Consider the following 26,771-nt stretch of genomic DNA (forward strand, 5'->3'; position numbering starts at 1 on the left):
TATTTAAACTATTAAAAGCAATTTTCGTATCTCATTAAAAAGCCTTAATTTTGCAAGAAAGTAAAGATGTCTATTCATAACAAAATTGTAGAGACAGCCATCACTTTCGATGACGTGCTTCTAGTCCCTGCTTATTCTGAAGTTTTACCTAATCAGGTTTCATTAAAATCAAGACTTACCGATAAAATTACGCTTAATGTTCCGATCGTTTCCGCTGCAATGGATACTGTGACAGAGGCTGATTTGGCGATTGCTTTAGCAAGAGTTGGTGGTTTGGGTTTCATTCATAAAAATATGACGATTGCCGAACAGGCCGCTCAGGTAAACAGAGTGAAACGTTCTGAAAACGGAATGATCTCTGATCCTGTAACGCTTTCAAAAGATCATACTTTAGCAGAAGCTAAAGAAACGATGGCAAAATATAAAATTTCTGGTCTTCCTGTGGTTGATGCGGAAAATACATTAATAGGTATTATTACCAATAGAGATGTAAAGTATCAGGAAAATCTTGACCTTAAGGTTGAAGAAATCATGACTAAAAATAATCTGATTACTTCTGATAAAAACACCAATCTTGAAAAAGCAAAAGAGATTCTTCTTAAAAGTAGAGTTGAAAAGCTTCCTATCGTAGATGAAAATAATAAATTGGTAGGTTTAATTACGATTAAAGATATTGATAATCAGCTTGAATATCCAAATTCAAATAAGGATCAAAAAGGTCGTCTTATTGTTGGTGCAGGAGTTGGTGTAGGTGAAGATACTTTAGATCGAATTGCAGCTTTAGTTGAAGCCGGAGTTGATATTATCGGTATCGATTCTGCACACGGACATTCTATTGGGGTTTTAAATAAAATCAAAGAAATCAGAAAAGCATATCCTGATTTGGATATCGTTGGTGGAAATATCGTTACCGCTGAAGCGGCTAAAGATTTGATTGAGGCTGGAGCAAACGTTTTAAAAGTAGGTGTTGGACCAGGCTCGATTTGTACAACAAGAGTTGTTGCAGGAGTTGGGGTTCCTCAATTATCTGCTATTTATAACGTTTACGAATATGCTCAGACTAAAAATGTTGCCGTAATTGCAGATGGAGGGATAAAACTTTCAGGAGACATAGTAAAAGCGATCGCAAGTGGAGCAGGAGCAGTAATGTTGGGTTCTCTTTTAGCTGGAACTGATGAAGCTCCGGGCGAAGAAATTATCTTTCAGGGAAGAAAATTCAAAACTTACCAAGGAATGGGAAGTCTTTCTGCGATGAAGAGAGGTGGAAAAGAAAGATATTTCCAAAGTGAGGCTAAGAAATTCGTTCCAGAAGGAATTGAAGGAAGAGTTCCAAGTAAAGGATCTTTGGAAGAAGTAATTTTCCAGTTGACAGGTGGTTTAAGAGCCGGAATGGGATATTGTGGAGCGAAAGATATTGAAGCTTTACAAACTGAAACTAAAATGGTAATGATTACAGGAAGCGGTTTGAAAGAATCTCATCCACATGATGTCATTATTACTCAGGAAGCTCCTAATTATTCTTTGTAGAAAAAGAATATTTAAAATAAAATAAATGCCTCTGAAATTTCAGAGGCATTTTTAATGTCCAAATCACAAGACATATGAAGATTTTTTCATCAAATTACTAAAGTTTCCGTCAGTAATCTTTTTTGTGTTTTTAAAAAGTAATAGTTATATAGAGTTTAGTTTCTCCTTTTCTACGATGTAAAATTAGAAATGTTTCGTCATATAATAACCACCAATCTTGTAGATGTTTTTCTACAACACCATAGATATTTATCTACAAATAAAAGATTTTCAGGGTTTTAATTTGTCTTTGAAATCATCAATTCTAAAATCAGTCAAAGCATTTCCTTTTTCTATTTTTTCTTTAGAATATAATCTGAAATCGTTTTCAGTTTTTTCTAAAAGATAATCGTAAGGTCCGACCGAAGAAATTAGTTTAACCAAAACCGGTGAAATTTCAAGACAGATAAAAAGTCCCATAATAAAAGCTGCTGCAGTTGCAATGATCGCTGAGTTTTTCCCTAATTCATCCAAAGCTTGCAATCTTGCAGCAAATCCGTTGAATTTATCTTCAAATGTTTCGGTAGATTTTCTTTCCGTTTCAAGATTGGTGTACACTTTTGAAATTTCTTTGTCTAGATATTCCAGTCTTGGCGAAACTTGTTTTTGATAGTTTTCTAAATCTTGTTTTCGCTGTTCTTTCAATTCCTGTTTACGTTTTGCATTGGGTCCGAAACCTTCTTTTCCACTCGTTAAAGTAGATTGTTTTCCTAAAATTTCCTTTTCCAGTTCTACTGCTGCAGAATCGTAAGACTTTTGGTATTGAGCAATTTTATCGGAGATTTGTTTTTTTTCTGTATCAAACGGCCCGCTTTGTTGAAGAATTCTCCCGTTCATCTGCTTTTGAAGTTCTGTTTTATTTCGCTGAATAATTGTATTTAATTGCTTGTTGACCTCTTTCTCGAAAATTTTCAGCTCTAATGGTTTAGAAATAATAATTCCTAAGAATGTTGCCAAAATCAATCTTGGAATCGACATCAAAATCTGATTCCACCACGTTCCTGTTTTTTTAATTGAAGAAACAATGTATCGGTCTAAATTAAAAATCATTAAACCCCAAAGAATTCCGAAACCGATGGAAGCCCAAATATCATCGAAAATTGTGTACATCGCATAAGCTGCAGATAATGTTGCAAAAATAGCTGTGAAAAGTACAATTCCACCAATTCCTGAAAATTTATTCCATTCACTTGGTGTTTTTCTTAAGATATGAATATTTCCTCCTGAACAGAGTAACAGGAATTTCTGAAACCAGTTTATTCTATGATTTGTTTGATTTATAGTTGCTTGTGCGTTTTTCATTATTGAAAATTTATACAAAATTAGTATTAAAAAGTATACCATTGTTACAAATAGTAATATGTTTTACCAAGTAATTTTAATTTGGTTTAAAATCATATTGTTTTATAGCTTAATTTCTGTAATTAAAATTGCTTATCTTTAAATACATTCAAATAAATATTATTATGAAAAACTTATTAACGCTAACTTTTGCTTCTGCAGTTTTAATTCTTTCATCGTGTTCAAAAGAAAAAACAATTGATGATGAATTAAAAGAAGCTGCTGCAACAATGAATAAAATGACCCCTCAAATTTTAGGTGAAGGGGTAAGGTTAGATAGTGTTTCTGCAAAAGAGAATAAAACTTTACAATACAGCTACACTTTAACTGACGATGTGAAAGAAGAGTTGAAACCCGAAGAAATCAATAATTATAAATCTGCTGCAAAAGAAGAAGCCCTGAAAAGTATAAAAACTTCACCCGATATGAAGAACTTCAGGGAAAATGAAGTTACATTAAATTATGTCTATTACGACAAAAACGGAAAACCAACTACAGATTTTTCAGTTGCGCCTTCTGAATATAAAGAGAAATAAAAAAGATTTATTTTAAACGATCCGGGTTTTGCTTCAGAAAACTATCCCATCCGGAATAAGATTTTGTGTCTGTAATTGTTCCGGAATTAAAATGATGACAAACTGCAACCGCCAATCCGTCGGAAGCATCAAGGTATTTTGTAGGGAATTCTTTTAGATTCAATAGATTTTTAAGCATTCCCGCAACTTGCTCTTTACTGGCATTCCCGTTTCCGGTGATTGCCATTTTTATTTTTTTAGGAGAATATTCAGTAATTGGAATGTTTCTGTGTAGACTTGCGGCCATTGCGACACCTTGAGCTCTCCCCAATTTTAGCATTGATTGCACATTTTTTCCAAAGAAAGGAGCTTCTAAAGCAACTTCATCGGGATGAAATTCGTCAATCAAAGCTAAAGTTTTGTCGAAAATATATTTAAGTTTAGTTTCATGATTTGGATATTTTTTCAAAATCAATTCATGAATGGAAATCATTTCCATTTTTCCTTTTTTTACGGATATCAAACCAAATCCCATAATGGCTGTTCCGGGATCAATTCCTAATATTATTTTCTCTGCTGAAGTCATCTTGGCAAAGATACGGCTTTCTTTATTTTGGATTAAATTTTATTGTTGAGACAATTTCTTTTCATTAATCGGAATCCATTTTCCATCGTGTCTTAAAAGGAGGATTTTATCAACGGGAAATTTAGTTTTATAATTTTTATCTTTATAAATTTCCCAAGCTTTTAAAAAGTTTTCATAAGTTAGATTTCTGTAACCTACCGTCATGTGAGGGTGAAAAGCATATTTTCCGAAACTAAATTTTTCTGCCACATTATGATAAAGCTGGTTTAAATTTTCATTTTCTTCGGGCTTTATAAACAGAACAGGATTTTTTGGATTCGGAAAACTTCCAAAACCATTTAACGTTATTTCAAAAGGAGAAATAGTAGTGTTGATTTTTTGAAAGGCAATATGAATATCTTCTTCCAATTCAAGTTCTCTTTCAAAAGGTGGAAATAATGTAATGTGAGCATCATTATTCAATGCTTTAGAATTTTCAAAATTTAATGCTAAATCTTCCTTGAAAACTCTTACCTCATCAATGATTTTTTGATCAGGGTAAATGGCGATGAAATACATTTTTTTCATTTTGTAAAGTTAAGATTTTTAGAATTTTCAAAAATTATTTTAATACATAAGAAAATTATGCATAGATTTGTGAGGTATTAAATTTTCGAAATGAAAAAAAATAGCCTTTACAAAGGAACGCTTCAGAATATCATTTTAAAATTGCTTTCAAAAGAAGTGAAAATGTATGGCTATCAAATTACACAGCGAGCAAAAGAATTAACGGAAGGTGAACTTGAAATGACGGAAGGTGCATTGTATCCGCTTTTACATAAATTGGAAGCTGATGGAATTATTACTTCTGAAGTTCAGGAAATCAACGGAAGAAGCCGAAAATATTATTTGCTTACCGAAAAAGGAAAAAGACAACAGGCAACGCAGGAAGATGAAATGAGAAGTTATTTGTTTAATCTAAAAACCATTTTTGATATATGATTTCAGCAGAACAAAAATTACAGATTGAGCAATATTTGATTGAAAAGAGAATTCCTTTGGATATTTTAATTGAAGTGGAAGATCATTTTTTGAACCAGATAGAAAATTATGTTCTTAATGAAAATGCTAGTTTTAATGTTGCATTCGACAAGGTGAAAAATCTTTGGAAAGATGATTTAAAAACAGATAAATATTACAATGGGAGGGAAGTCGCTGTGTTTGTAAAAAAGATTTCAGAGAAAAAAATAAACAAAATTCTCTTAGAAAGTGTTCTTTTTACTGTTTCTGTTGGATTAGCAATCTACTTTTTTAGTTTAATTGCAACCAAAGAAGTTTTTACTGAAATTGTTACTTATTTAGCATTTATTTTTCTAGGTCTTCCTGGTTTACATTATTTGTTAAATATCAAGATTTTTAATTTGACTAAAAATTATAAAGCCACAAAATTGAATATCTTTCAAAATGGAAATTTATTAATTCTTATTTCTGGTCTTATAATCGTTACATCAGCAAGTTCAATTTCCGTTACAGCTGGTTTTATTTATGATTTTTATAATAATGTAGCTACGAAAGGATTTTCTTATTTTATAATATTAATGTGTGTTACTTGGTTTTATTCTTTCGGATTTCTTTTTCAAATCGCTTTTGTAAAATCTGCTAAAAAAATCAAAGCTTTTATTAACCTTTAAACTTGAAATATGACTAAAGAAAATTTACAGGAAATAGAAAAATATCTTAAAACTAAAAGTCTTGATAATGCTGTTTTTGTTGAAATTTTAGATCATTTTGTAATGCAAATTTCAAGCTTGATGAATAAAGAGGAAATCAGTTTTCCGGAAGCTTTTATTCAGACAAAAATAAATTGGAAGTCTGAACTAGAAATGGTAAAAGCAGATTGGCTTTCGTTTAAGAAAATTGCTAGAATTGAGAAAAATATTTTAAAAAGAAGATTTGAAAAAATGACTTACTTATCAATTGTGATATCACTTGCGGGAGGTTTGGCATTTATGTATTCCGAGGATTTTTATTGGATATTTCAGATCATTTTATTGAGTATTTACATACTTTTTTCAGTGTATAATTTTGCTTTTAAGACAATGAAATTTTCAGAATACCGCTCAATGAGTTTTCATCCTTTGATTTTAAGAAATCTTCTTTTGGCTTTATTACTTATTCCAATAAGTTTTTTACTTGATAAAAATATTTGGGATTCTGTTTTGAATCAAATGATTCTCATTTTTGGAATAAGTACTCACATACAGTTACTTTACTATCGAACTAAAAAAATAAATATTTTACTTTCATGACGACCGAACAAAAAAACGAAGTAAGACAATATCTTTTAGCGAAGAAACTTCCTGTCGATTTGATGATGGAAGTAGAAGATCATTTTATAAGCCAAATTAATGAAGTTCAAGCCGAAAAGAATTTGTCTTTTAATGATGCGTTTAATGTCGCAATCATTTCGTGGCACGATGATTTGAAATTATCTTGGGACGGAAATTGGAGTTTGGAAGATACTTCTGTTTTAATTAAAAAATCGACGAGACAAAAATTATATCCTATTTTAAAGAAATCATTAATTGTTGCTCTGGTTTGCCAAGCCGTAATGCTTTTATCTTATTTAATTATTCCTTTTGATGTTTTTAGAATAAGCTTCGGTATTTTGATTTTATTAATCATGGTTTTTCCGCTAATTATTTATATTAAAGAGAAGGGATTTTTTGACCTTCCCAAAAAATATAAAAATATTCGTCTTTCTGCGTATCAAGATTTGGTAACGGTATTTTTTATTCTGCCGATGTCTTCAGGTTGGTTTTTCCGATTTGTATTTGAGATGAATGATGGTTTTTTAGATTTAAATTTTATGAAAGGAATTTTGGCCAACTTCTTATTTGCTTTCTTTTTCTTTTTTGAAGCAACGATCATCATTGCTCAGAAAAAATATCTTGAGATGATTAAAAACATCATTCCGTATCTACAGGAGAACTTCAAAGTTTCTAATTAATATTTTCTAGCATATCTGAAACCTCTTTAATCTTTAGATGAGGTCTGAAAGCTGCAGATTTGCCTTTTTCTTCATCGGCAATATTAGATAAAATAATGACTGAAGTTTTTGTTTTTGGATAATAAATATTGAGTGAAGGAGCGCCTTTCACATAACCGCTGTGAAAGTAAGAAACGGGTTTGTTATCATTCATCATAATTCCCAACCCGTAACCCATCGTTCCGAGAACCGGATGTTGTCTTTCCGTGCTTTTAGCCATGAATTTTTTCAAGGTTTCTAGTTTAATAATTTTTCCTGAATACAAGGCATTATTCCAGATATGCAAATCATCAATAGTCGACAAAACTCCACCTGCAGGAATTCCGATTTCTTTATTGCCTAATCTTTTCGGCATATTTTCGATAACTTTTTGAGTTTTTGAATTTCCAACATAGGTTTTAGCGAAATTCTCTCCTTGAAATGCAGTTCCTGTTGAAGAGTTTTTCATTCCTGCTTTCTTAAATAAATCCAACATATTTTCATCGAATGATTTTCCTGAAACTGTTTCTACAATCTTTCCTAAAGCATTAAATCCGTCATTGGAATAATTAAAACCAGAGCCACTTTTAAACATCAATTTTTCTCCGAAATTGTTTAAACCCGAACTGTGATTTAAAAGGTGTTGAATAGTGATGTTTTCGTACTCTTTCTTCTGGAATTCTTTAAAATATTTTGACGCTTTATCGTCGAGATTCAATTTTCCTTGTTCCATTTGAAGCAAAATCAAAACTGCAGTAAATTGTTTACTGATTGAGGCAATCGAGAAAACGGTTGTATTGTTAATTTCTGTTTTGTTTTCAAAATCTGAAAAGCCATTATTTTTTCGATATAACTCAATACTGTCTTTAAAAACAGCCACACTTCCGTTAAAATGATATTGATTGAAAACCGAATCAAGCTGAGTTTTATATAATTTCTGTTGAAAAACCGAAACTGCAGAATCAACGATTGCTTTTCTGTCGATTGGTTTTTGAGTTTCAACTTTAGTACAGGAAAATAAAAAAAGAAAAACGGAAATAATAGTTATCAAAAATCTCATAATGTGCTTTTGGTTTCTCTAAAATAAGAAAAAATAAAAACCCCGAAAAGTTTTTCTTCTTTTCAGGGCTCGTAATAATATAAAAGTTTAAATCTTTTAGAATGATTGTGTGTTTACATTCGCTGTATTGGATGTGGTAAAAGTAGATTTCAAAGTTCCGCCTGTAGTAGAATAAGTTCCGCCTGTGTACAATCCCCATCCTGTACTTCCTCCAACATAACTTCCTCCTGTGTAAGTTCCACCGAAATAAACTTTGTATTGGGTGTTTTTCAGTAAAGTTGGGGTGGAAACATGAAAGTAATAAACATTATTTTTAGGTTTAAAAGTAACGATTTCAGATCCTGCAGTATTTTCAATATGAATTAGAGAAGTTGAAGCTAATTGAGCACTTGATTTCAAAAACATATTCGGCTGAGTGGAAGTTGTACTTGCTGCTTTGGTCATATTCGCATTAGAACCTCCCGCAATCACAGTTCCTCCGTTAATATTAAAACTTCCATTAAAATCTATTGCTTCTTCCGGCTGGCTTGTTGGCCCGGTTGCTATAAGATAACCTCCGGTAATAGTAATATTTCCATTGCTATCTACCGCATCGTTTCCTGCAACGATGATAATTCCGCCCGAAACATTAAACTGACTGTTGTCGTTTTGTTCTGTTCCGCCACTTACAGTTCCGTAGGTTGCATTAATTCCGTCGTTGGATGCTGTAACATTTGTTAATCCACCAGAAACATTGATGATAGGAGCTTCAATTCCTTCTCCAACACCAATAACTGTAGAAATAGCATTTACTGTATTGGTTCCTCCACTAATGCTTACTGACGTATCTGAATGAATTCCGTCGTCTGTAGAATTGAAAGTGTTGTTTCCATTAACAATACTGATTGCTCCGGTTGCAACTAATGTTTTTGGATGGCTGTAATCTGTTCCGGAAACTAAAAATCTTGCTCCGGTTGTTTTAATATTTAAAGTCGGGCTTCCTGTTGCTGTTCCGATGGTTACAGTTCCATCAGCTTTCAAACCTTTTCCTCCCGTTCCAGAACTTGTTGTAGTAACTGAACCTCCAGTAATCGCAAGATTAAGATCAGTTGTAATCGCTGCTGAAGAATAAGAATCTAAAGTTCCTGAAATATTCGTATAAGTAGCTCCGTTTCCTGCATTGGTAACGGTAATTGTTCCGCCGTTAATTGTAATGTTTTGGTCTGCTGAAATTCCTTTTCCTCCGTTTGCTGTAGAAGCTAAAGTAAGATTTAATGTTCCTGCATTTAAGATAATATTGGCATCGGTTTTAATTGCTGTGGAATATGACGGATCATAACCGCTTCCTGACGCTGTAAGAACTGCCGCTCCCGAAAGATTGGCTGTAATATTTCCACCATCGAAAGTAATATTACCTTTTGCGTTGATTGCTTTAGACTGAGCTCCTGTTAATGCAAGATTGATTGTTCCTCCTGAAATTGAAATTGTATTTGTTCCTGTTTTTATTCCTTTTACATCTGCTGATGCTAAAGTTGCAGTAATATTTCCTCCAGAAATTGAAATCGCGGCATCTCCTGCATCAATTGCGTCTCCTGTTGCAGTAATATTTACAGTTCCGTTACTCATCATGTAACCTTCGGAATGAAATCCATCTGATGCGGCAGAAATCACTTTAATGCTTCCATTCTGAACTTCAATAATTCCTGAGGTAGAAATACCATGTTTTTTGATTCCTTTTATATTTAAAGTTCCGGTTCCGGTGAAAATAATTTTCCCATCGGTTTGAAGTGTCCCGTTTTTAGTGCTTGAAGAACCATCTGTTAAAGAATTTATGGTTCCTGCTTGAAGATTGAATGTATGAGTTTGTCCGCCTATAATATTAATTGCCGGTCCTGAAGTATTCGTAATGTTTAAATTATTCATCACAAAAGTTGCAGGTAGAGTGGAGCTCATCGTTAAACTTCCTGTTGCACTTGTTCCTAATAAATTATATTCTAAATTATTGATCGTTGCCGTAGAAACTACATTCACAGTTCCACCAGAAGCAGTAATATTTACTCCTTGAGTTGAATACGGGTTGATAATTGTGGCATTATCTGTTCCGTTATAAATAATATAAATTTTAGTCAGATTCACTGTGTTTGAAGTAAAAGTAAGACTGTCGATCACTGTTTTTTGAATGTCTAAAGTTGTGCTGTTTCCGGATAATTTGAATTTAGAATAATTGGTGTCAAATTTAATACTGTCAATCACTGAAGTCGACGAACTGTACATATTATTTCCTGAATTATGGGCAATAATATTCTGCTGTGCTTTCAATCCGAAAGATAAAAGCATTGCTATAAAGATGTATAAATGCTTTTTCATTTTTTAATCATTTTAAATGTTGTATCGTTTGCCTGAACAAAATAGAATCCCATTCTAAGATTATTTACATTGATGTTTTCATCCGGTAAGTATGTTCCCTGATGAACGATTTGTCCAGAAAGCGAATAAATTTTCACATTGATCTTATCTTTTTTATCAGAAGAAATTTTAATAAAATCTGAAGCTGGATTTGGGTACAGTTTAAACTTCGACGCATTCTGTCCGATTTCTTGAGTCGCCAAAGATGTATTGGTAAAAGTAATTTTCCGAATAATGTTAGTCGGAATGGAAATGTTATTTGCCGTACCCGATGTTTTTATCAAAAGATTACTTCCTGAAAAATATAATTTCCCGGAAGTTTCTACGGAATAATCTTGAGTTGTACCCGTGTAATAAGTGACTTTAATTCCTGTCTGAGCAAAAGAAAATAATGCCGACAACAGTAAGAAAACCAATATCGATTTGCTTAAAAGTTTCGAATTTTTCATTGTTATATTATTTTTCAGAACAAAAGTAAATTCTGTATAACAATTGAGAAATATTTTGAGGTAAACGATAAAAATGTGTCGGTGAATGAGAAGTTTTTAATTAAATAAAGAATATGTTGAAATATTTTTGTTTTTGATTTAATTAATGAATTGCATTTTTGTTGAATAAAATAATGTTTCCGTATGATTTATTTAGTAAATTAGAATGCTAATGTCAAATAATTAAAAATATGAAAACAAAAATCTACTCTCTTTTATTGATAGGAGCAAGTTTGTTCCTGAAATCTCAAACTCCGGAACTGTTGTATTACAAATTTGAAGGAACATCCACTAATATTCCGAATCTTGCAACCAATCCGCCTACAGGGACATTAGTTGGCGAAATTGTGGGCAATTTAACGTTAGGAAGCAATACTACTTGTTTAGGAGATGGTTTGGTAGGTAGTGGCTCGACAGGATCAAATTATTTTAATACTAAATGGAATCTGGCTTTAAGCGGATCTTGGACGATACACGTAAAATTTAATAACTACACTAGTAATGTAACCACCGTATATTATCTTTTGGGAGATGCTATAACTGGTGGAAATTCTTTTCGTATGTTTACAAATGGTGCTCCAGGTACAGGAGGTGTGAGGTTAACAGCTAACGGAATGTCTAATGTAGATATTCCTGCCGTTTTTTCTACTACTCCGGAATTAGTAGATTTAATATTTGTTTATGACAACAGTTTACAAAATATAAAAGCTTACGTGAATGGCGTTCTTAAAACAACAGTGGCTCAATCTGCTCCTTTGGTTTTTAATGGTGCATTATTTAAACTTGGTACATATGCTACGAATACGGGAATGAAAGCAGGAATGACAATGGATGAATTTGGTCTTTTCAACAGAGCTATTACGGATGCGGAAATTGCATCTTTGACCAATTTCTGCTCTTTGAGTGTAGATGAAGTGAAAAAAGATAATAATTCTAAAATTGCAGTAAAAGATAAAAATTTAATTTTAGGTAAAGGAAGCTTTGGGAAATATTACATTTATGATTTTTCAGGTCGTGAAATATTATCAGGCCATGAGTCTTTGAATACTATCAATATAAACTCATTACAAAAAGGAATTTATATTATAAAATATGGAGAAAATATATCGACACGCTTTAAATATTAAAACAATATCATTTTAAAATATTTGCCTTTCGCTCAAAGTGAAAGGCATTTTTTTTAAAACTATTTTGAAATTAAATCACAAAACCAAAAAACATATTCTCCTTCTTCGTCATTATCATCAACTTTCGGTTTTGGATAGGTCTTTTTCACAATTTCTCCAATTTCAAAATCAATCTTATTTTTAAAAATCGGACCGTCAAAAGTAAAGGTGTGAAACTCTCCGTTTTCTCCGCATGGATCCACATTTTCTGGCAAGTCTTTAATGAAACTTTCATCAATAATTCTTCCTGCGAAGCTTTTATCTAAATACGTTTCATTTACACATGTGACTATTGTTTTAAAACCAAGATTTAAAAATTCATGAATGAGCACGGTTGTATCATTTTTCCAGAGTGGAAAAACGGCTTCCATTCCGATAGATTGTAATTGCTCTTCGCGATATCTTCGAAGATCTTCTAAAAAAATATCTCCAAAAATTGAATGTGTTACCCCTTGAGATTTTATTTCATTCAGGGTTTTTGACATGATATCGCTGTATTCTTCCATCGAAGGTTCTTTTGGAATTTTCATTTTTATTAATGGAAAGCCTAAACTTTCAGCCTGTTTTTCCAATAACGAAACATGAACACCGTGCATGGAAATTCTTTGAAATTCTTGATTAATGCTTGTCAACAAAGAAGTGACTTCAAATTGGTCCTCTTTTAAAATTTTATATAAAGCAAGTGCAGAATCTTTTCCACTGCTCCAGTTGAAGATGGCTTTGGGTTTCATTTTGCAAATATGAACTTAACGATTTAAAAATTTCAGTCGTTTAAGAGTGTTTATTTATTATCTGGCTTTCCGAAATTATTTAGTTCGTTAGGTTCGATCTTGTTTTTTTCGGCTTCTTGTCTTTTTTGCAATTCTTCAGTATTTCTTTTTATATCACTTTTATGCGTGGTGTCCATAGGGTATGAATTACAACTTTTTAAGAATGTTACAGCAAAAATTATAAACGTTATGAAAAAGAATCTATTCATTCAATTTTTTTAAGGTGGGTTAAAATAAAATATACAAACCATTCAAAAATACAAAAAACCTCAAAGAAAATCCTTGAGGTTTGATTTATATTTAAACAATTATTAGTAAAAACTGCCCGTCCGGCTACGGACTACATATTTCTTCGATATTTCCCACCCACTTCAAACAAAGCGTTGGTAATCTGCCCAAGCGAGCAGTATTTCACAGCATCCATCATCACATTAAATAAATTCTGCTGATTGATGGCAGCGTGTTGAAGTGTTTTCAGGGCAGCTTCAGATTTATCCTCATTGGATTTCTGGAAATTATGAAGCGTTTCAATCTGCACCTGTTTTTCTTCCTCGGTCGATCGAATCACTTCTCCCGGGCGAACCGTTGGCGAACCGTCTTTTCCTAAAAAAGTATTTACACCGATGATTGGATATTCTCCGGTATGTTTCAGCCATTCGTAATGCATCGATTCTTCCTGGATTTTTGAACGTTGGTACATCGTTTCCATCGCACCCAAAACGCCACCTCTTTCTGTAATTCTGTCGAATTCTGCATATACAGCTTCTTCTACCAAATCTGTAAGTTCTTCAATAATAAATGAACCCTGAAGCGGATTTTCGTTTTTCGCTAAACCTAATTCTTTATTAATAATCAACTGAATTGCCATCGCTCTTCTTACAGATTGCTCAGTCGGGGTGGTAATCGCCTCGTCGTAAGCATTGGTGTGCAATGAATTACAGTTATCATAGATTGCATAAAGCGCTTGTAAAGTCGTTCTGATATCATTAAAATCAATTTCCTGTGCGTGGAGCGAACGTCCCGAAGTCTGAATGTGGTATTTCAGCATCTGGCTTCTTTCGTCGGCTCCGTATTTCAGTTTCATTGCTTTTGCCCAAATTCTTCTCGCCACACGTCCGATTACCGAGTATTCAGGGTCGATACCGTTGGAGAAGAAGAACGATAAATTCGGTGCAAAATCATTGATGTTCATTCCTCTTGACAGATAATACTCAACATACGTGAAACCATTTGCCAAGGTAAATGCCAACTGAGAAACCGGATTCGCACCTGCTTCTGCAATGTGATAACCGGAGATAGAAACCGAGTAGAAGTTTCTCACTTTTTCTGTGATAAAATATTCCTGAACGTCACCCATTAGTCTCAAGGCAAATTCAGTAGAGAAAATACAGGTATTCTGAGCCTGGTCTTCTTTTAAAATGTCAGCCTGAACGGTACCACGAACAGTTGCGATGGTTTTAGCTTTAATTTCAGCATAAGCTTCCGCAGGAATTACTTCATCTCCGGTCAAACCTAATAATTTTAAACCTAAACCATTATTTGACGGTGGTAATTCGCCATTGTATTTTGGTCGTTCTAAACCTTTGTCGTCAAATTTTGCTTTTAAAGCTTTTTCAACATTCGATTCTAATTGATGTTCAGTAATATATTTTTCAACATTCTGGTCGATGGCCGCGTTCATAAAGAAAGCCAGCAACATCGGAGCAGGTCCGTTGATGGTCATTGAAACCGAAGTCATCGCATTTACCAAATCAAATCCGGAATACAATTTTTTCGCATCATCTAATGTCGCGATAGAAACTCCCGCATTTCCGATTTTTCCATAAATATCTGGTGGTAGGGCAGGATCCTGTCCATACAATGTTACTGAGTCAAACGCTGTGGATAAACGTTTTGCATCCATTTCCGCAGAAACGTAATGGAATCTTCTGTTGGTTCTTTCCGGTCCGCCTTCTCCTGCGAACATTCTTGTCGGGTCTTCTCCGGTTCTTTTGAAAGGATAAATTCCTGCGGTGTAAGGAAATGCTCCGGGAAGATTTTCCTGACCTTTCCATTTAATCAAATCTCCCCAATCGGTGTATTTTGGTAAAGAGATTTTTGGAATTTTTAAATGAGATAAAGATTCAGTTGAGGTTTCTACCTTGATTTCTTTTCCACGCACGAAATAAGAATAAAAGTCAGCTTTGAAAGCCTGTTTTGTATCATCCCAATTGTTCAGAAAGTCAATATTTTCCTGTTGAAGATCTTTTTCTGCTTTTTGATATTCAGCATCCAACGTTTCATTTGAAAGGAATTTTTTCACCCCTTCAATGTGATACATTTTTCTTGCTAATTCTGCCTGTTTTTCAACGTTGGCATCGTACTGTCTGTTGTTTTCAACGATTTCAGAAAGATAACGCACTCTTTTTGGAGGAATAATCGTGATATCTTCTGAGACTTCCTGTTCAACAAAACCTTTGAGATTTAAATCAGAATATTTAGCATTAACTTTTTCAATTAATCTGTTGTACAAATCAGTCGTTCCGTGGTCGTTGAACTGAGATGCTTTTGTTGCGTAAACCGGCATATCATCCAATGGACTTTCCCACAGCAAATGGTTTCTTTGGAACTGTTTTCTTACCGCCTGAAGTGCATCAAGTGCACCACGTTTGTCGGATTTATTTAAAGCAACCAAGTCTGCATAATCCAACATATCGATTTTTTCCAACTGCGTTGAAGCTCCGTATTCAGGCGTCATCACGTACATTGAAACATCTGCAAAATCTGAAACTTCCGAACCGGATTGTCCAATACCCGAAGTTTCCAGAATAATTACATCAGGATGAGCCAATTTCAACACATTTAATGCTGAATGGATAAATGGAGAAACAGAAACGTTGTTTTCTCTTGTCGCCATCGAACGCATATAGACTCTCGGATCATTGATGGCGTTCATACGGATTCTGTCACCCAAAAGTGCGCCTCCTGTTTTCTTTTTTGAAGGGTCGATAGAAATAATCGCAATCTTTTTACCAGGATTTGAACGTAAGAAACGTCTTACCAATTCATCTGTCAAAGAAGATTTTCCTGCTCCACCGGTTCCTGTAATACCGATAATCGGAATATTTAAATCTTTTGATTTTTCGTCAATGGCTTTCACCAAATCCGGTTTTTCTTCTGAGAAGTTTTCAACGGCAGAAATGATTTTTGCTATGCTTGTCGAATTTTCAAAACTGATGTTGTCCAAATCTTCAGCTGTTACTTCTTTTCCTGTCGCAAAGTCTGACCTTTTTACCAAATCATCAATCATTCCCTGAAGACCAAGTTCACGGCCGTCATCCGGAGAATAAATTCTGTCGATACCGTACGACATAATATCTTCGATTTCTTCGGGCAGAATTACACCGCCGCCGCCGCCAAAAATTTTAATTTGCGGAGAGTTTTTTTCTCTTAAAAGGTCGTAGATGTATTTAAAATATTCGTTGTGACCGCCTTGATAAGATGTTAAGGCAATTGCGTTTGCATCTTCCTGAATTGCAGTGTTCACTACTTCTTCAGCAGATTTGTCGTGCCCAAGGTGAATGACTTCGCATCCCGTTCCCTGAATGACACGACGCATAATATTGATGGCCGCATCGTGCCCGTCGAATAGCGAAGCTGCGGTTACAATTCTTACTTTGTTTGTTGGAGTATATTTTTGGGTTTCCATATAAGTTCTCGAAAATTTTCTTGAATTTTCAAATATAACAATAAATTAAAAACCTTTGGTCTGTATTTATCTCGTTGATTTATAAAGTGTTGATGATTTTGTCGATGTTTAGTTTTTACCAACTTAACAAACATTTGTTCTGATCATTATAACTAAATTAAATGGTTGAAACTTATTCAGAATAATAACAAATATTTTATTGTCTGTGAATCAATTGTTTAAAATCTAAAAATTAAATTCTTTATTTTTGCGTCATTATAATAAAGTATGAAAAGAGCGCTGATTTATTTTGTGTTGGGAACTGCAATTATTTTTCTGATTAATTATTTGTTTACGGAAACAAAAGATCTTGGTTTGGAACTATATTATTCTATCGCTTTTGGTCTGGCGTGGGGATTGGCATATTTTTTAGATGACGTAAAATTTTCTCTTCTTCAAAAAATGGGATTGTCTTTTGGATCAATGGCAGTATTAGTTGCTGTGGGTGCTTTGATTTTTAATTTAGAATTGGCAATTCCTTCTATTATTAAATTTTCTACAGTTTTTGTTGCTTATTATTTATTCGCAAGTTTTAGAGGAAGCAAATCATTGCGTAATTAATTATCAATTTATGTTGTTAATTATCTAGGCTAATCCTCTTCTTATCTCATTTTATTGAGGTTTAATTTTTATAAACAGCTTATATTTTGGCTATTTCGTAATCGTTAACTTCCTTAAAATCATTATTTTCAAGACTTTAATTCAAAATATGTTTTCAGATTAGAAAAATATGTTTACCTTTGCACACCCTTTTAGGGGAAAATTATGTTTAATCTTTAACTAAAACGTGTGAATACATTAAGTTACAAAACTGTTTCAGCGAACAAAGCTACTACAAATAAAGAATGGGTTGTAGTAGACGCTGAAGGACAACCATTAGGAAGACTAGCTTCTACGGTTGCAAAGATTTTGAGAGGTAAGCACAAAGCAAACTTTACACCTCACGTAGATTGTGGTGATAATGTTATTGTTTTGAATGCTGGGAAAGTTACTCTTTCCGGAAACAAGTGGAACGATAAGACTTATATCTGGCATACAGGTTATCCTGGTGGACAGAAGTCTATGACTGCTCTTGAACTTCAGAAAAAAGATTCTTTAAAAGTATTGGAAAAATCTGTAAAAGGTATGCTTCCAAAAAACAGATTAGGATCTGCATTGCTTAAAAACCTTTATTTATATGAAGGAACTGAGCACAAGCATGAAGCTCAACAGCCGAAAACAATTAATGTTAACGAATTTAAATAATTAAATTATGTCTATAGTTCACAAAATCGGAAGAAGAAAAACTTCTGTAGCTAGAGTTTATGTAAAGCCAGGAACTGGTAACATTACAGTAAACGGTAAAGAAGCTGCAACTTATTTCTCTACAGACGTGATGGTTTATAAACTAAACCAACCGTTCATCCTTTCTGAAACTGTTGGTCAGTATGACGTTACCGTAAATGTTTTCGGTGGTGGTAATACAGGTCAGGCAGAAGCTATCAGATTGGGTATTTCTAGAGCTCTATGCGAAATCAATGCTGAATTCAGATTAGTTTTAAAGCCAGCTGGTTTACTTACAAGAGATGCAAGAATGGTGGAAAGAAAGAAACCAGGTCAGAAAAAAGCAAGAAAGAGATTCCAATTCTCAAAACGTTAATTTTCAGACTTCAGATACAAGTTTTCAGATTTCAGAATTTATTCAATCTGTTTTCTTATATCTAAAATCTATTTATCAAAACAAAAAAATTGCCCGTTACGTTTAGCATCCAAACATTTCTCCCATCTAAAGAAATTGTTGATTGCATAAAAAGCGGAAAGTAAACTAACAAAAACAGAAAACATGGCAAAAGCAAATGTAAAAGACCTTCTAGAGGCTGGTGTACACTTCGGTCACATGACTAGAAAGTGGAATCCAAATATGGCTCCATACATTTTTATGGAGAAAAATGGTATTCACATTGTAGACTTACATAAAACAGCAGTTAAATTGGATGAAGCTTGTAGCGCTTTAGAAAAATTAACTTCTGCAGGTAAAAAAGTTCTTTTCGTAGCTACTAAAAAGCAAGCGAAAGAAGTTGTTGCAAAACACGCTGCTGAACTTAATATGCCTTATATTACAGAAAGATGGCCGGGAGGTATGTTAACAAACTTTGTTACTATCAGAAAGGCGGTAAAGAAAATGAACCATATCGACAAAATGAAAAAAGACGGTACGTTCGAAACTTTATCTAAAAAAGAAAGATTACAGGTTGACAGACAAAGAGCTAATTTAGAGAAAAACTTAGGTTCTATCTCAGACATGGTGCGTCTTCCTTCTGCAATCTTCGTTGTAGATATCATGAGAGAACACATCGCTGTAACTGAAGCTAAGAAATTAGGTATTCCAGTTTTCGGTATTGTTGATACTAACTCTGACCCAAGAAAAGTTGACTTCGTTATCCCAGGAAACGATGATGCTTCTAAGTCTATCGATATGATTTTGAGCGTTGTTTCAGAATCTATCAAAGAAGGTCAGACTCAGAGAAAAGCTGATAAAGAAAAATCTAAAGAAGAAGGTGAAGTAGTTTCTGCTGATAAAGATGCAGATTTCGATTCTGCTGAATAATCTGAAGATTATCTTTAAAATAATAAAACCGCTGAATTTATTCGGCGGTTTTTGTTTTTAATATTGAATGTTTATTTTTTCTTCTTTCTTTTTGTTGAAATTTTCTTTTTTATTTCAGGTTTTTCTGAATCCCTATCTAGTCTATTCTGTGCAAGTAAATCTTTATTATCATCAGATTTTAAAGCTGGGTTTTGAAGAACGATAATAAGACCTTTAGAAATGTCTTTTGAACTTTGATAGGGTACATCACAAAGGTTTCCGGAGAATTTATAAGAATCTTTATTCAAAACTATGAAATTTTCTCCTTTTGCTGGAACGGCTAGATTGTAGAATTTCTTTCCCGATATTTCTAAAACCAAATTACAGTCAGAATTATTTTTAAGCAAAAGAATAGCTTCATTATGAGTAATGTCTTCATTAAACATATTGTTTAAAAGCTTTTTAGTCTTTTCTTTATGTTCTTCGGAGGTTTCAGACATTAGCTTTTTAAAGATTTCCTGATTAGCTTCGCTGTTTTTTTTACGACTTAATTGATCAGGTAATTCAATGAAAACCGGTCTTGCTTCCATCGGTTTTGAATTTTTTGCACCTTTCGTCCATTCTGCATTTTTCAATGCGATGACACGTTGTTTCAGGATGTTTTTTTTGGGATCTTGTGGATGTGTGTTTCCAAGGTATTCTTCAATCTCATTAATGTTTTTACTTTTAAGAATATCAACTTTGTCAGCAGTATTACTGGCGCAAGATGAAATAATGAGACTAAAGAAGAAAAAAGTAAAAGTCTTTCTCTTCATCGAAATGTGTTTAAATTAAATCTGAATTTTATTCAGAATAAATTGTGAATTACAAAGATATATAATTAAGTTTAAATTTAATTAATTGGATAAATTTATACTAAAAGAATTAGAAACAAATTTTGTTTTCTGATAAACCGAATTGCAAAGCATTCCCGAAAGATTATAGTTTTGATTTTTTGGAACCATCGCTGAACCGATTTTATTAATACCAATTGGGATTTTTTTGAAATAATTATTTCCGCTGATTGTTAAAACCATATTACAAGTCGATTTGTTTTCTATTGAAATAGATACATTTGGACTGTTTGAAGAATCATTCAGCAAACTGTTTAAAACTTCTGCCGTTTCCGGTTTATAAGTTTTTAGTAAAGCCTGATATTCTCTTTCTGTTTGTGCGTTAGGATTAATATGTATTCCGCTATTTGGATTTACCGGGGAAGACTTATATATTGGTTGTTTGGAATTATAATTTGTGGTGCTACAACTATTCAGTAATAGTGTAATTACAACAGAAAATAATAAAAGCTTTTTCATATTGATTTTTTCAAGGGTCAAATTTAAACTTTTTATTAAACTCTAAAATATTTACTTTATTGTCATAAAAAAGGCTGCAAAATCATTTTTACAGCCTTTAAATTTTATTTTTAAGAAATTAATTAATCTTAAATTTTATATACGTAATTGTTTTTCCTTTTGCTGAAAACAACTCTTCGTAATATGTTCTGATATCTCTTAAATGGGGCGTATTCGGATCGTATTCCAATGCTCCGTAAATGTCATGATGAGCAGAAATGATTTCATAACCTGCACCTTGTAAATAGCCTAAAGTATAACCGTGCAAAAACTCAGAATCTGTTTTTAAATGAACAATTCCACCTGGTTTAAGGAATTTCTTATATCTTTCAAGGAAATCAGGGTGGGTTAATCTGTGTTTTGTTCGTTTAAATTTAATTTGAGGATCAGGAAAAGTAATCCAGATTTCATCAACTTCATTTTCAGCAAAATAATATTCAACTAACTCGATTTGTGATCTCAGGAAAGCAACATTTGTCATTCCGTTTTCTACAGCTTCTTTCGCACCGAACCAGAATCTTGCCCCTTTAATGTCAATTCCGATAAAATTTTTATCTGTGAACGTTTTTGCAAGTCCCACTGTATATTCTCCTTTTCCACAACCTAATTCTAAAACAATAGGTTGGTCATTTTTAAAGAAATCTTTTCTCCAGTTTCCTTTCAATTCGAAACCGTTTAGAGCCTGCTCTCTCGAAGGTTGAATAACGTTTGGTAATATTTTATTTTCAGCGAATCTTCTTAATTTGTTTTTGCCCATGAAATATATATGAAATGCTGCAAAATTACGAAAATTATGCAGCATTTAAATTTTAAATCGAAACGAAAAAAGGAGATTTTAAAATCTATTTCGAAGAGCTTCCCAATGCAACCATTAACGGTTTTTGAATGGTTTTTTGCGATGCATATTGTGCTCCGCAAACAATACTTGTGAAAAGATAATCACCTTTTTCTACCACAATAGAATTGTCTCCATGAGCCGGAATTGGAAGCCTGTATTTAGTGTTTCCAATACCTTCGATTCTTACAATAATATTACAATCAGATTTGTTTTCGATCATTACGATGCACTCTTTTGCATTGGGATCGTTATCAAATAATGAGTTTAATATTTTTACCGTTTTATTTTTATGTTCCGTAGGGTTTTCTCCCATCAACATATTAAATTCGGAGGCTTCTGTATCGGCAATTACCTTGGTATTTTTGGTTCCAGTAGTGTTTGTAACATAAACATTTTGCGCTGAGCTTGGTGTATAAACAACTGCCGACTGACCAACTTGTAACTGCTTTTGATATTTTAAAATCTGTTTTTGCTTAATCATCGCATTCATCTCCTCAAAAGAAACTTTTGTAGATGGCCCTCTTCTCAACCTTGCAAGATTATCCTGCATTTCTCGTACTTTTTTGTCACCGGGAGGAGCATTTTTGATGTAATCTTTCATGAAATCCATTACTCTTGGCTTGAGTACAGATCTTCGCGGATCATCGGGATGGGCATCTCTCAAAAAAGCATTGATTTCATAAATACTCTTACTTTTAAGGATATTGCTGTAATCTTTGCCTTGCTTCTGCGCTGAAAAAGATATAAATAATAAAGTGGTGAAAAGTAAAACTAACTTTTTCATTGAATAAATATTTGGTGATGGGTCTCAATAATTCTTACAAATTTATTTAAAGCTTTAGTGAATTATTAATTTCATTAAAATTAAATAAATTTTCAAAAAACATCACCGTTTAAAGTGTTAAGATTTGTTTTTAATTAAATTTTTAAATCAAAAATGATTCAAAACATTAATTGATGACTTCCTGAAGATGAGAATTTCTTAGTCTTCGCTGATAAATGGGAAGGTATTTTTCGATGGGTAATTTTACCGCTTCAATATTTCCTGCTTGTAAATAAACTTCGATATTTTCTGAAGTGTAAACAAACTGTAAAAAGTTATCGATAAGATTTTCCGGAATTTTAATTCTCGTGAAATAATCTTTACCTAAATAATTTTTAATATTAGTAACGGAAGTATGCATTCTTTCATAAGCTACCAAACGTTGTTTTTTCTTACGCTCCCCCGAAAGAATATCAAAAATACTTTCAAGACTAAAAGTAAGACCTCCGTCTCTTAAACCGGCAACCGGAAGTACAGGCGAAGTTCCGTCACCTTTTGGTTCGGGTAAACCAATTACTTTTTTCAAGGCATAAGCTTTATCTTCTTTACGAATAGAATTTACATCATATCTCAAATTTCCGGTAGGACGGAATCTGCTGATTACAACTTCCTGAATATCGTGATACGCCACTTTTAGTTCAACCAAATTTTTAGAGTTAAACATTTGTGGAGTAAGCTTTATATCTTTTCTTTCCGTAACGATTGATGTGAAACGGATTACATCTCCGGGATCTGCTTTTATATTGAAATCCCCATTATAAGTTGTAAGAACAGTTTTAAGCGTATTAAGATTGGTGACGTAAACCTGATTAAGATACAACACCGAATTGTCTCTTAAAAATACCTCTCCCGATAAATTTTGCGCATTAATTTTACTTACAAAAACCAACAGCATTATAATAATAAGTTTCTTCATATCTCGTGCAAAATTACATAAGAATTGCGTCAATCTTCATGTGAGATTTATCAATATCAGGTTAAAATTATATTAAACTTTGAATAAAACTGTTAATGTATGTTATAGAAAGTGTTTTTTAATAATAGTTTTAAAATTATTTGTCCCAAAGGCTATTGTTTCTATGTTTTACCAATAGCCAACTCGAATATTTTACGGTGGTAATATTTCCAAGTTCTGTCCAGCTTAAGAAGTACCAATAAGTCGCTGTAGGAACTGGTCTGCCTTTCATATTTCCGTCCCAGGTAAATTTATTTGAAGGAGTTCCTCGGAATAATTCTGCACCATATCGGTCAAAAATTCTAAATTCGAGATCCTGTTTATTCATTAATGAAGAATAATCAATCTCATCGTTTCTGCCGTCTCCGTTTGGTGTAATGGTGTTGATGAGTTTAATGATAACGAAATTTTCTTTTACAATTCCACAACTAAGAGAATCTCTCACATAAACTGTGTAAGAACCAATAGCAAGATTTGTAAATATATTTGATGTTTGCCAAATAAAACCATCAAGCGAGTATTGGTAAGCGGGATTTCCACCAATAACTCCAATTGTTACTGTGGTTCCGTTAATATCAATTGATTTAATTACAGGTAATGTTGCTTCTGAAACATTGACGAACTGTCTGTAAACACAACCGTCAAAAGTAAGGTCCACCCAATAATTTCCGGCACTTACATTAGAAATAGATGGAGTCGTGGCTCCAGTATTCCAAAGATAAGCTGTGAATCCTGAGCCTGCATCTAAAGTTGTTTTAGTTTTAGGACAAATAGCCTGGTCAACTAAAATATCAGATTTCTTAGGAGTTTTAAGGGTTATTCTAATTGTTGCGACATCGGGGCAGAAACCCGCTTTTTCAAATCTGATGTAATAAGTATGAAGTCCGGTAAGTGTTACAGCGCCACTAATCGGGGATACATCATTCTGTGCATCAGCTAAAGTTGAGTGATAACTTACTGTAACAAGAGGATCTATAGTAAATTCATTCAAAAATATAGATAGATTCATTGGTTTAGTTCCATCTAAATCATCATCACAAAAAGTTGTGGAAAAAATATTTTTAATTAAAATTAGCTTAGTTCCAACGGTGAAATTAACAGGCTGAATCACGGGAGCACATCCATCAGGAGATTCTACACGAATATAAATTGTTGTATTTGTATTATAGCTCCAGTTATTGGGTAATGTTGTAGCGTTTCCTAAATTGGCATCTGCTAAAAGAGCATAATATCTTACGTTGGTAAAGTAAGTTGGATTGTTTAATATTAATTGAGTAATATTCGATAAAACAACATTTACAGTTCCATCTAGATTTTCGTCGCATTGATTGCCCATATTTGCAGGTGTCACAATGGCTAAAGGAAAAAGATTTAAAGTAATTTGTGCTATACTTTTACACCCAGTACTATTTTTCACAACAGCATAAACAATAGTTCCGTTAGGAGCGGAATAAGTTATTGGAACAGTAATTAATGCCGTTAAAGTTTCGTTTTGTGCTGTTGCTAGAGTTGGATAATAAGTAATCGTAACGGGAGTATTGTTTGTAACAACTGCCGTAGTAAGATTGAATGTTCCAACACCATTTACATTACACGCATTTAATGTTGCATTGTTTGTTGTTACAGGTTGAATATTGATTGTTACGGTAATCGTTTCGCAATCTGGAAAATCAATGTTGTTTCCGCAGAATGTATATACAAAAGTATCTGTTCCGGCTGCATTTGGATTGGTTGCGGTGTACGTTATAATTCCATTTGCAGTATTTATAACAGCAGTTCCTAATATAGGAGCGGTCGTAATCGATACTGTCGATGCCACAGGAGTCTGTGTAGAAGTAGTGAAAGCCGGAGTAATTGTTTTCACATCACAAATATTGTAAGATGCAACACTTTGTTTTATACAATTTAAAACTTTGTAAGGTACAGTGATAAGCGGAGCACAAGTTCCCATTGTAACGGCGCAGGTGTAATTTCCTGATCCGGTAGGTGTATAAGAAGGTGAATTGGCCCCGATAATAGCAACACCGCCAACATACCATTGATAAGAATCATAGATAATTGGATCTACCGTAAGAACAATTCCCGGAACGCAGTCACCTCCGGTTTTTAAAATAACAGGTTGTGTGGGAAATCCTGCAAAAAAACCACCGTAACCTACAGCATCACTTCCTGCTGTAATTCCTGCTGTGATTGCTTTTGTCGAAGTTACCGTAATTGTACCGGTTATATTGGGAATGCCATAAGTTACCCAATTTAGAGTTCCCGTCATGTCGAAAGGTCCCGTTCCTACGGGAGGGGGAGCTCCATTTACAAGGACGGAGGCGCCTCTTTCTGTAATTAGATTTAATTTTGTTGGATTTGTAAGTATCCCTGCAGGATTAACATTGGTATGCACAAAGTTTTCATTAATAAAACCGAGCTCATCAATTTGCTTCGGAAGATAACAGTTTAACCCCGGAATGAAATTGAAACCTCCTGTTGCAACTTCATTTCCTGTACTTGCTGCTCCGGCAAGTAATTGATAAACATACGCATTTTTGCTTGTTACAATATAAAGATTATAATGACCTGTAGTTCCTTGAAGTTGGTATTTGGTATCGGGAATTATAAAATATTGTCCGGTATTTAAAGTGGCGATTGGTAATCCTTCATTATTGACGTAAACTAAAGTGTTATCCTGTGTCGCAACAACCAAAGCACCTTCCATACTACTTCCCACATTCCCGTTACCTTTTACTAATGCAAATGTATTTCCTAATTGGTTTACAGGTATTGATTGATCCATCAAGATATCAGAACTTGTAGGATTGTTTCCTGCGTATTGACCGTTAAAATTTCCGTTGGTAACGTTTATAGGTTTTGTTGCAACAATTTTAGCACCGATAAATCCGTCAAAATTTCCTGTAATATTTCCAATTCCGTCGAGGATGTAAGATTGTCCTTTATTTAATGTGAAAGTAAGTGTAGGATTTGTAGCACCACTTGTTCCATTCGAAAACTGTACGGTGTTTTTATATCCCGAAATTGTAACGGTTGTATTGTCTTCTGTAGCCAAAACACTCGTCATAAAATTTAGAATACTATTATTTACAGTAATTGGAGCAGTTGCGACATGAAAAGTAGTTCCCGTTGATGCAATACCTTTTGAAGTAATAATTTCTGCATGATTGAAAACAGAAAATCTTAGATTGGCATAAAAAGGAAAGTCTGCTTTTAAGTATAAACCTTTTGAAGTAGGTGTGAAAAGATCTGTTTGCTGAGTAGTAATAATATAATCGCGGAGTACATCAAATCTCTGAGGATTATTTTTACTAATCGTTACAGTACCAATAACCACATTATTATTGTAAATAGTGACTGCGAATGGAGTCGTACGATTTGTAGAAAGGTATAATCTCTGATACGGATTTGGGTTTCCTGTACGATCTACCATAGGTGCGAACCAATGATCTCTATCTAATTGAGCGAATGTAGTAGAGAATATATAAAAAATAAGAAAAAAAGATAGAATTTTCTTCATTTTGCACTTGATTTTATCACAAATTTAATAATAAAATACGTTAATAGTTATTAAAATAAACAAAAAA

The 26,771-nt window shown here is 33.3% G+C and carries 26 protein-coding genes; 11 read left to right on the plus strand and 15 right to left on the minus strand.

The genetic code is table 11. The features are described from left to right. The first annotated feature begins 66 nt into the window (after positions 1–66). Positions 67–1,527 carry an IMP dehydrogenase gene (gene guaB / locus OEA66_RS15040; RefSeq protein ID WP_267282167.1) on the plus strand — a complete coding sequence of 487 codons (1,461 nt, stop codon included), beginning with the start codon at positions 67–69 and terminating at the stop codon, positions 1,525–1,527. Positions 1,528–1,797: 270 nt separating this feature from the next. On the opposite strand, the gene OEA66_RS15045 is transcribed toward guaB, so the two are convergent. Then, positions 1,798–2,868, minus strand: coding sequence for a DUF4407 domain-containing protein (locus OEA66_RS15045; RefSeq protein WP_267282168.1), 1,071 nt, complete (start codon positions 2,866–2,868; stop codon positions 1,798–1,800). Between the two features lie 164 nt (positions 2,869–3,032). Between OEA66_RS15045 and OEA66_RS15050 the strand changes: the two genes are divergently transcribed. Further along, positions 3,033–3,443 carry a DUF8479 domain-containing protein gene (locus OEA66_RS15050; protein WP_267282169.1) on the plus strand — a complete coding sequence of 137 codons (411 nt, stop codon included), beginning with the start codon at positions 3,033–3,035 and terminating at the stop codon, positions 3,441–3,443. A 7-nt stretch (positions 3,444–3,450) separates the two neighbouring features. On the opposite strand, the gene ruvC is transcribed toward OEA66_RS15050, so the two are convergent. Both ruvC and OEA66_RS15060 read right to left on the minus strand, forming a co-directional pair. Continuing rightward, on the minus strand, positions 3,451–4,008 hold the full coding sequence (gene ruvC / locus OEA66_RS15055; protein WP_267282170.1) for a crossover junction endodeoxyribonuclease RuvC: 558 nt from the start codon (positions 4,006–4,008) through the stop codon (positions 3,451–3,453). 39 nt (positions 4,009–4,047) lie between these two features. Continuing rightward, positions 4,048–4,575: a 2'-5' RNA ligase family protein gene (locus tag OEA66_RS15060; protein ID WP_267282171.1), complete on the minus strand. Its 528-nt coding sequence runs from the start codon at positions 4,573–4,575 to the stop codon at positions 4,048–4,050. A 90-nt stretch (positions 4,576–4,665) separates the two neighbouring features. On the opposite strand from OEA66_RS15060, the gene OEA66_RS15065 reads away from it, so the two are divergent. Genes OEA66_RS15065 through OEA66_RS15080 form a run of 4 tightly spaced genes read left to right on the plus strand, consistent with a single transcriptional unit; the run spans position 4,666 to position 6,997 of the window. Beyond that, a complete protein-coding gene (locus OEA66_RS15065; protein WP_267267071.1) occupies positions 4,666–4,989 on the plus strand; it encodes a PadR family transcriptional regulator in 324 nt (107 codons plus the stop codon). Next, positions 4,986–5,678, plus strand: a complete 693-nt coding sequence (locus OEA66_RS15070; protein WP_267282172.1) for a hypothetical protein — start codon at positions 4,986–4,988, stop codon at positions 5,676–5,678. Before OEA66_RS15065 ends, OEA66_RS15070 begins: the two co-directional genes overlap by 4 nt. A 9-nt stretch (positions 5,679–5,687) precedes the next feature. Further along, positions 5,688–6,296, plus strand: coding sequence for a hypothetical protein (locus OEA66_RS15075; RefSeq protein WP_267282173.1), 609 nt, complete (start codon positions 5,688–5,690; stop codon positions 6,294–6,296). After that, a complete protein-coding gene (locus OEA66_RS15080) occupies positions 6,293–6,997 on the plus strand; it encodes a hypothetical protein (RefSeq protein WP_267282174.1) in 705 nt (234 codons plus the stop codon). Before OEA66_RS15075 ends, OEA66_RS15080 begins: the two co-directional genes overlap by 4 nt. Here the strand turns inward: OEA66_RS15080 and OEA66_RS15085 are convergent. From OEA66_RS15085 to OEA66_RS15095, 3 genes are all read right to left on the minus strand, one after another. Further along, on the minus strand, positions 6,990–8,075 hold the full coding sequence (locus OEA66_RS15085) for a serine hydrolase domain-containing protein (protein WP_267282175.1): 1,086 nt from the start codon (positions 8,073–8,075) through the stop codon (positions 6,990–6,992). The genes OEA66_RS15080 and OEA66_RS15085 overlap by 8 nt on opposite strands. A 96-nt stretch (positions 8,076–8,171) precedes the next feature. After that, positions 8,172–10,421 (minus strand): carbohydrate-binding domain-containing protein, encoded by a 2,250-nt coding sequence (locus OEA66_RS15090; RefSeq protein ID WP_267282176.1) that lies wholly within the window; start codon positions 10,419–10,421, stop codon positions 8,172–8,174. Further along, a complete protein-coding gene (locus tag OEA66_RS15095; protein ID WP_267282177.1) occupies positions 10,418–10,909 on the minus strand; it encodes a T9SS type A sorting domain-containing protein in 492 nt (163 codons plus the stop codon). The genes OEA66_RS15090 and OEA66_RS15095 overlap by 4 nt, the downstream gene beginning before the upstream one ends. 230 nt (positions 10,910–11,139) lie before the next feature. Between OEA66_RS15095 and OEA66_RS15100 the strand changes: the two genes are divergently transcribed. Continuing rightward, complete coding sequence (locus OEA66_RS15100; RefSeq protein WP_267282178.1) at positions 11,140–12,075, plus strand: LamG-like jellyroll fold domain-containing protein; 936 nt, start codon at positions 11,140–11,142, stop codon at positions 12,073–12,075. A gap of 59 nt (positions 12,076–12,134) precedes the next feature. On the opposite strand, the gene OEA66_RS15105 is transcribed toward OEA66_RS15100, so the two are convergent. From OEA66_RS15105 to OEA66_RS15115, 3 genes are all read right to left on the minus strand, one after another. After that, positions 12,135–12,845: a Dph6-related ATP pyrophosphatase gene (locus OEA66_RS15105; protein WP_267282179.1), complete on the minus strand. Its 711-nt coding sequence runs from the start codon at positions 12,843–12,845 to the stop codon at positions 12,135–12,137. 50 nt (positions 12,846–12,895) lie between these two features. Beyond that, the gene (locus OEA66_RS15110; protein WP_267282180.1) at positions 12,896–13,021 is read right to left on the minus strand and encodes a hypothetical protein; all 126 of its coding nucleotides are present in this window, start codon (positions 13,019–13,021) and stop codon (positions 12,896–12,898) included. Between the two features lie 203 nt (positions 13,022–13,224). Further along, positions 13,225–16,572: a methylmalonyl-CoA mutase family protein gene (locus tag OEA66_RS15115; protein WP_267282181.1), complete on the minus strand. Its 3,348-nt coding sequence runs from the start codon at positions 16,570–16,572 to the stop codon at positions 13,225–13,227. 267 nt (positions 16,573–16,839) lie between these two features. Here OEA66_RS15115 and OEA66_RS15120 point away from each other — a divergent pair, with 267 nt between their 5' ends. From OEA66_RS15120 to rpsB, 4 genes are all read left to right on the plus strand, one after another. Next, a complete protein-coding gene (locus OEA66_RS15120; protein ID WP_267282182.1) occupies positions 16,840–17,172 on the plus strand; it encodes a hypothetical protein in 333 nt (110 codons plus the stop codon). Positions 17,173–17,400: 228 nt separating this feature from the next. Continuing rightward, positions 17,401–17,856 (plus strand): 50S ribosomal protein L13, encoded by a 456-nt coding sequence (rplM, locus tag OEA66_RS15125; RefSeq protein WP_079465667.1) that lies wholly within the window; start codon positions 17,401–17,403, stop codon positions 17,854–17,856. Between the two features lie 7 nt (positions 17,857–17,863). Beyond that, complete coding sequence (rpsI, locus tag OEA66_RS15130; protein WP_267267057.1) at positions 17,864–18,250, plus strand: 30S ribosomal protein S9; 387 nt, start codon at positions 17,864–17,866, stop codon at positions 18,248–18,250. 183 nt (positions 18,251–18,433) lie between these two features. After that, entirely contained in the window at positions 18,434–19,198 is a 765-nt protein-coding gene (gene rpsB, locus OEA66_RS15135; RefSeq protein WP_066674803.1) for a 30S ribosomal protein S2, read from the plus strand. Between the two features lie 71 nt (positions 19,199–19,269). On the opposite strand, the gene OEA66_RS15140 is transcribed toward rpsB, so the two are convergent. The 6 genes from OEA66_RS15140 to OEA66_RS15165 form a co-directional block, all read right to left on the minus strand. Beyond that, positions 19,270–19,992, minus strand: coding sequence for a DUF6759 domain-containing protein (locus OEA66_RS15140; RefSeq protein ID WP_267282183.1), 723 nt, complete (start codon positions 19,990–19,992; stop codon positions 19,270–19,272). Between the two features lie 81 nt (positions 19,993–20,073). Then, positions 20,074–20,529, minus strand: coding sequence for a DUF6759 domain-containing protein (locus OEA66_RS15145; protein WP_267282184.1), 456 nt, complete (start codon positions 20,527–20,529; stop codon positions 20,074–20,076). A 118-nt stretch (positions 20,530–20,647) separates the two neighbouring features. Then, entirely contained in the window at positions 20,648–21,325 is a 678-nt protein-coding gene (trmB, locus tag OEA66_RS15150) for a tRNA (guanosine(46)-N7)-methyltransferase TrmB (RefSeq protein ID WP_267282185.1), read from the minus strand. Positions 21,326–21,410: 85 nt separating this feature from the next. Continuing rightward, positions 21,411–22,190 (minus strand): DUF6759 domain-containing protein, encoded by a 780-nt coding sequence (locus OEA66_RS15155; protein WP_267282186.1) that lies wholly within the window; start codon positions 22,188–22,190, stop codon positions 21,411–21,413. Positions 22,191–22,356: 166 nt separating this feature from the next. Beyond that, complete coding sequence (locus OEA66_RS15160) at positions 22,357–23,145, minus strand: hypothetical protein (protein ID WP_267282187.1); 789 nt, start codon at positions 23,143–23,145, stop codon at positions 22,357–22,359. 136 nt (positions 23,146–23,281) lie between these two features. Next, positions 23,282–26,704: an FIDD domain-containing protein gene (locus OEA66_RS15165; protein ID WP_267282188.1), complete on the minus strand. Its 3,423-nt coding sequence runs from the start codon at positions 26,702–26,704 to the stop codon at positions 23,282–23,284. Between the last annotated feature and the right edge of the window lie 67 nt (positions 26,705–26,771).

Source organism: Chryseobacterium luquanense (assembly GCF_026460945.1).
Lineage (GTDB): Bacteria > Bacteroidota > Bacteroidia > Flavobacteriales > Weeksellaceae > Chryseobacterium > Chryseobacterium luquanense.

Excerpts from the sequence above, each read along its gene's own strand:
- guaB (WP_267282167.1), top strand. The coding sequence starts at position 67 with ATGTCTATTCATAACAAAATTGTAGAGACAGCCATCACTTTCGATGAC.
- OEA66_RS15045 (WP_267282168.1), bottom strand. The coding sequence starts at position 2,868 with ATGAAAAACGCACAAGCAACTATAAATCAAACAAATCATAGAATAAAC.
- OEA66_RS15050 (WP_267282169.1), top strand. The coding sequence starts at position 3,033 with ATGAAAAACTTATTAACGCTAACTTTTGCTTCTGCAGTTTTAATTCTT.
- ruvC (WP_267282170.1), bottom strand. The coding sequence starts at position 4,008 with ATGACTTCAGCAGAGAAAATAATATTAGGAATTGATCCCGGAACAGCC.
- OEA66_RS15060 (WP_267282171.1), bottom strand. The coding sequence starts at position 4,575 with ATGAAAAAAATGTATTTCATCGCCATTTACCCTGATCAAAAAATCATT.
- OEA66_RS15065 (WP_267267071.1), top strand. The coding sequence starts at position 4,666 with ATGAAAAAAAATAGCCTTTACAAAGGAACGCTTCAGAATATCATTTTA.
- OEA66_RS15070 (WP_267282172.1), top strand. The coding sequence starts at position 4,986 with ATGATTTCAGCAGAACAAAAATTACAGATTGAGCAATATTTGATTGAA.
- OEA66_RS15075 (WP_267282173.1), top strand. The coding sequence starts at position 5,688 with ATGACTAAAGAAAATTTACAGGAAATAGAAAAATATCTTAAAACTAAA.
- OEA66_RS15080 (WP_267282174.1), top strand. The coding sequence starts at position 6,293 with ATGACGACCGAACAAAAAAACGAAGTAAGACAATATCTTTTAGCGAAG.
- OEA66_RS15085 (WP_267282175.1), bottom strand. The coding sequence starts at position 8,075 with ATGAGATTTTTGATAACTATTATTTCCGTTTTTCTTTTTTTATTTTCC.
- OEA66_RS15090 (WP_267282176.1), bottom strand. The coding sequence starts at position 10,421 with ATGAAAAAGCATTTATACATCTTTATAGCAATGCTTTTATCTTTCGGA.
- OEA66_RS15095 (WP_267282177.1), bottom strand. The coding sequence starts at position 10,909 with ATGAAAAATTCGAAACTTTTAAGCAAATCGATATTGGTTTTCTTACTG.
- OEA66_RS15100 (WP_267282178.1), top strand. The coding sequence starts at position 11,140 with ATGAAAACAAAAATCTACTCTCTTTTATTGATAGGAGCAAGTTTGTTC.
- OEA66_RS15105 (WP_267282179.1), bottom strand. The coding sequence starts at position 12,845 with ATGAAACCCAAAGCCATCTTCAACTGGAGCAGTGGAAAAGATTCTGCA.
- OEA66_RS15110 (WP_267282180.1), bottom strand. The coding sequence starts at position 13,021 with ATGGACACCACGCATAAAAGTGATATAAAAAGAAATACTGAAGAATTG.
- OEA66_RS15115 (WP_267282181.1), bottom strand. The coding sequence starts at position 16,572 with ATGGAAACCCAAAAATATACTCCAACAAACAAAGTAAGAATTGTAACC.
- OEA66_RS15120 (WP_267282182.1), top strand. The coding sequence starts at position 16,840 with ATGAAAAGAGCGCTGATTTATTTTGTGTTGGGAACTGCAATTATTTTT.
- rpsI (WP_267267057.1), top strand. The coding sequence starts at position 17,864 with ATGTCTATAGTTCACAAAATCGGAAGAAGAAAAACTTCTGTAGCTAGA.
- rpsB (WP_066674803.1), top strand. The coding sequence starts at position 18,434 with ATGGCAAAAGCAAATGTAAAAGACCTTCTAGAGGCTGGTGTACACTTC.
- OEA66_RS15140 (WP_267282183.1), bottom strand. The coding sequence starts at position 19,992 with ATGAAGAGAAAGACTTTTACTTTTTTCTTCTTTAGTCTCATTATTTCA.
- OEA66_RS15145 (WP_267282184.1), bottom strand. The coding sequence starts at position 20,529 with ATGAAAAAGCTTTTATTATTTTCTGTTGTAATTACACTATTACTGAAT.
- trmB (WP_267282185.1), bottom strand. The coding sequence starts at position 21,325 with ATGGGCAAAAACAAATTAAGAAGATTCGCTGAAAATAAAATATTACCA.
- OEA66_RS15155 (WP_267282186.1), bottom strand. The coding sequence starts at position 22,190 with ATGAAAAAGTTAGTTTTACTTTTCACCACTTTATTATTTATATCTTTT.
- OEA66_RS15160 (WP_267282187.1), bottom strand. The coding sequence starts at position 23,145 with ATGAAGAAACTTATTATTATAATGCTGTTGGTTTTTGTAAGTAAAATT.
- OEA66_RS15165 (WP_267282188.1), bottom strand. The coding sequence starts at position 26,704 with ATGAAGAAAATTCTATCTTTTTTTCTTATTTTTTATATATTCTCTACT.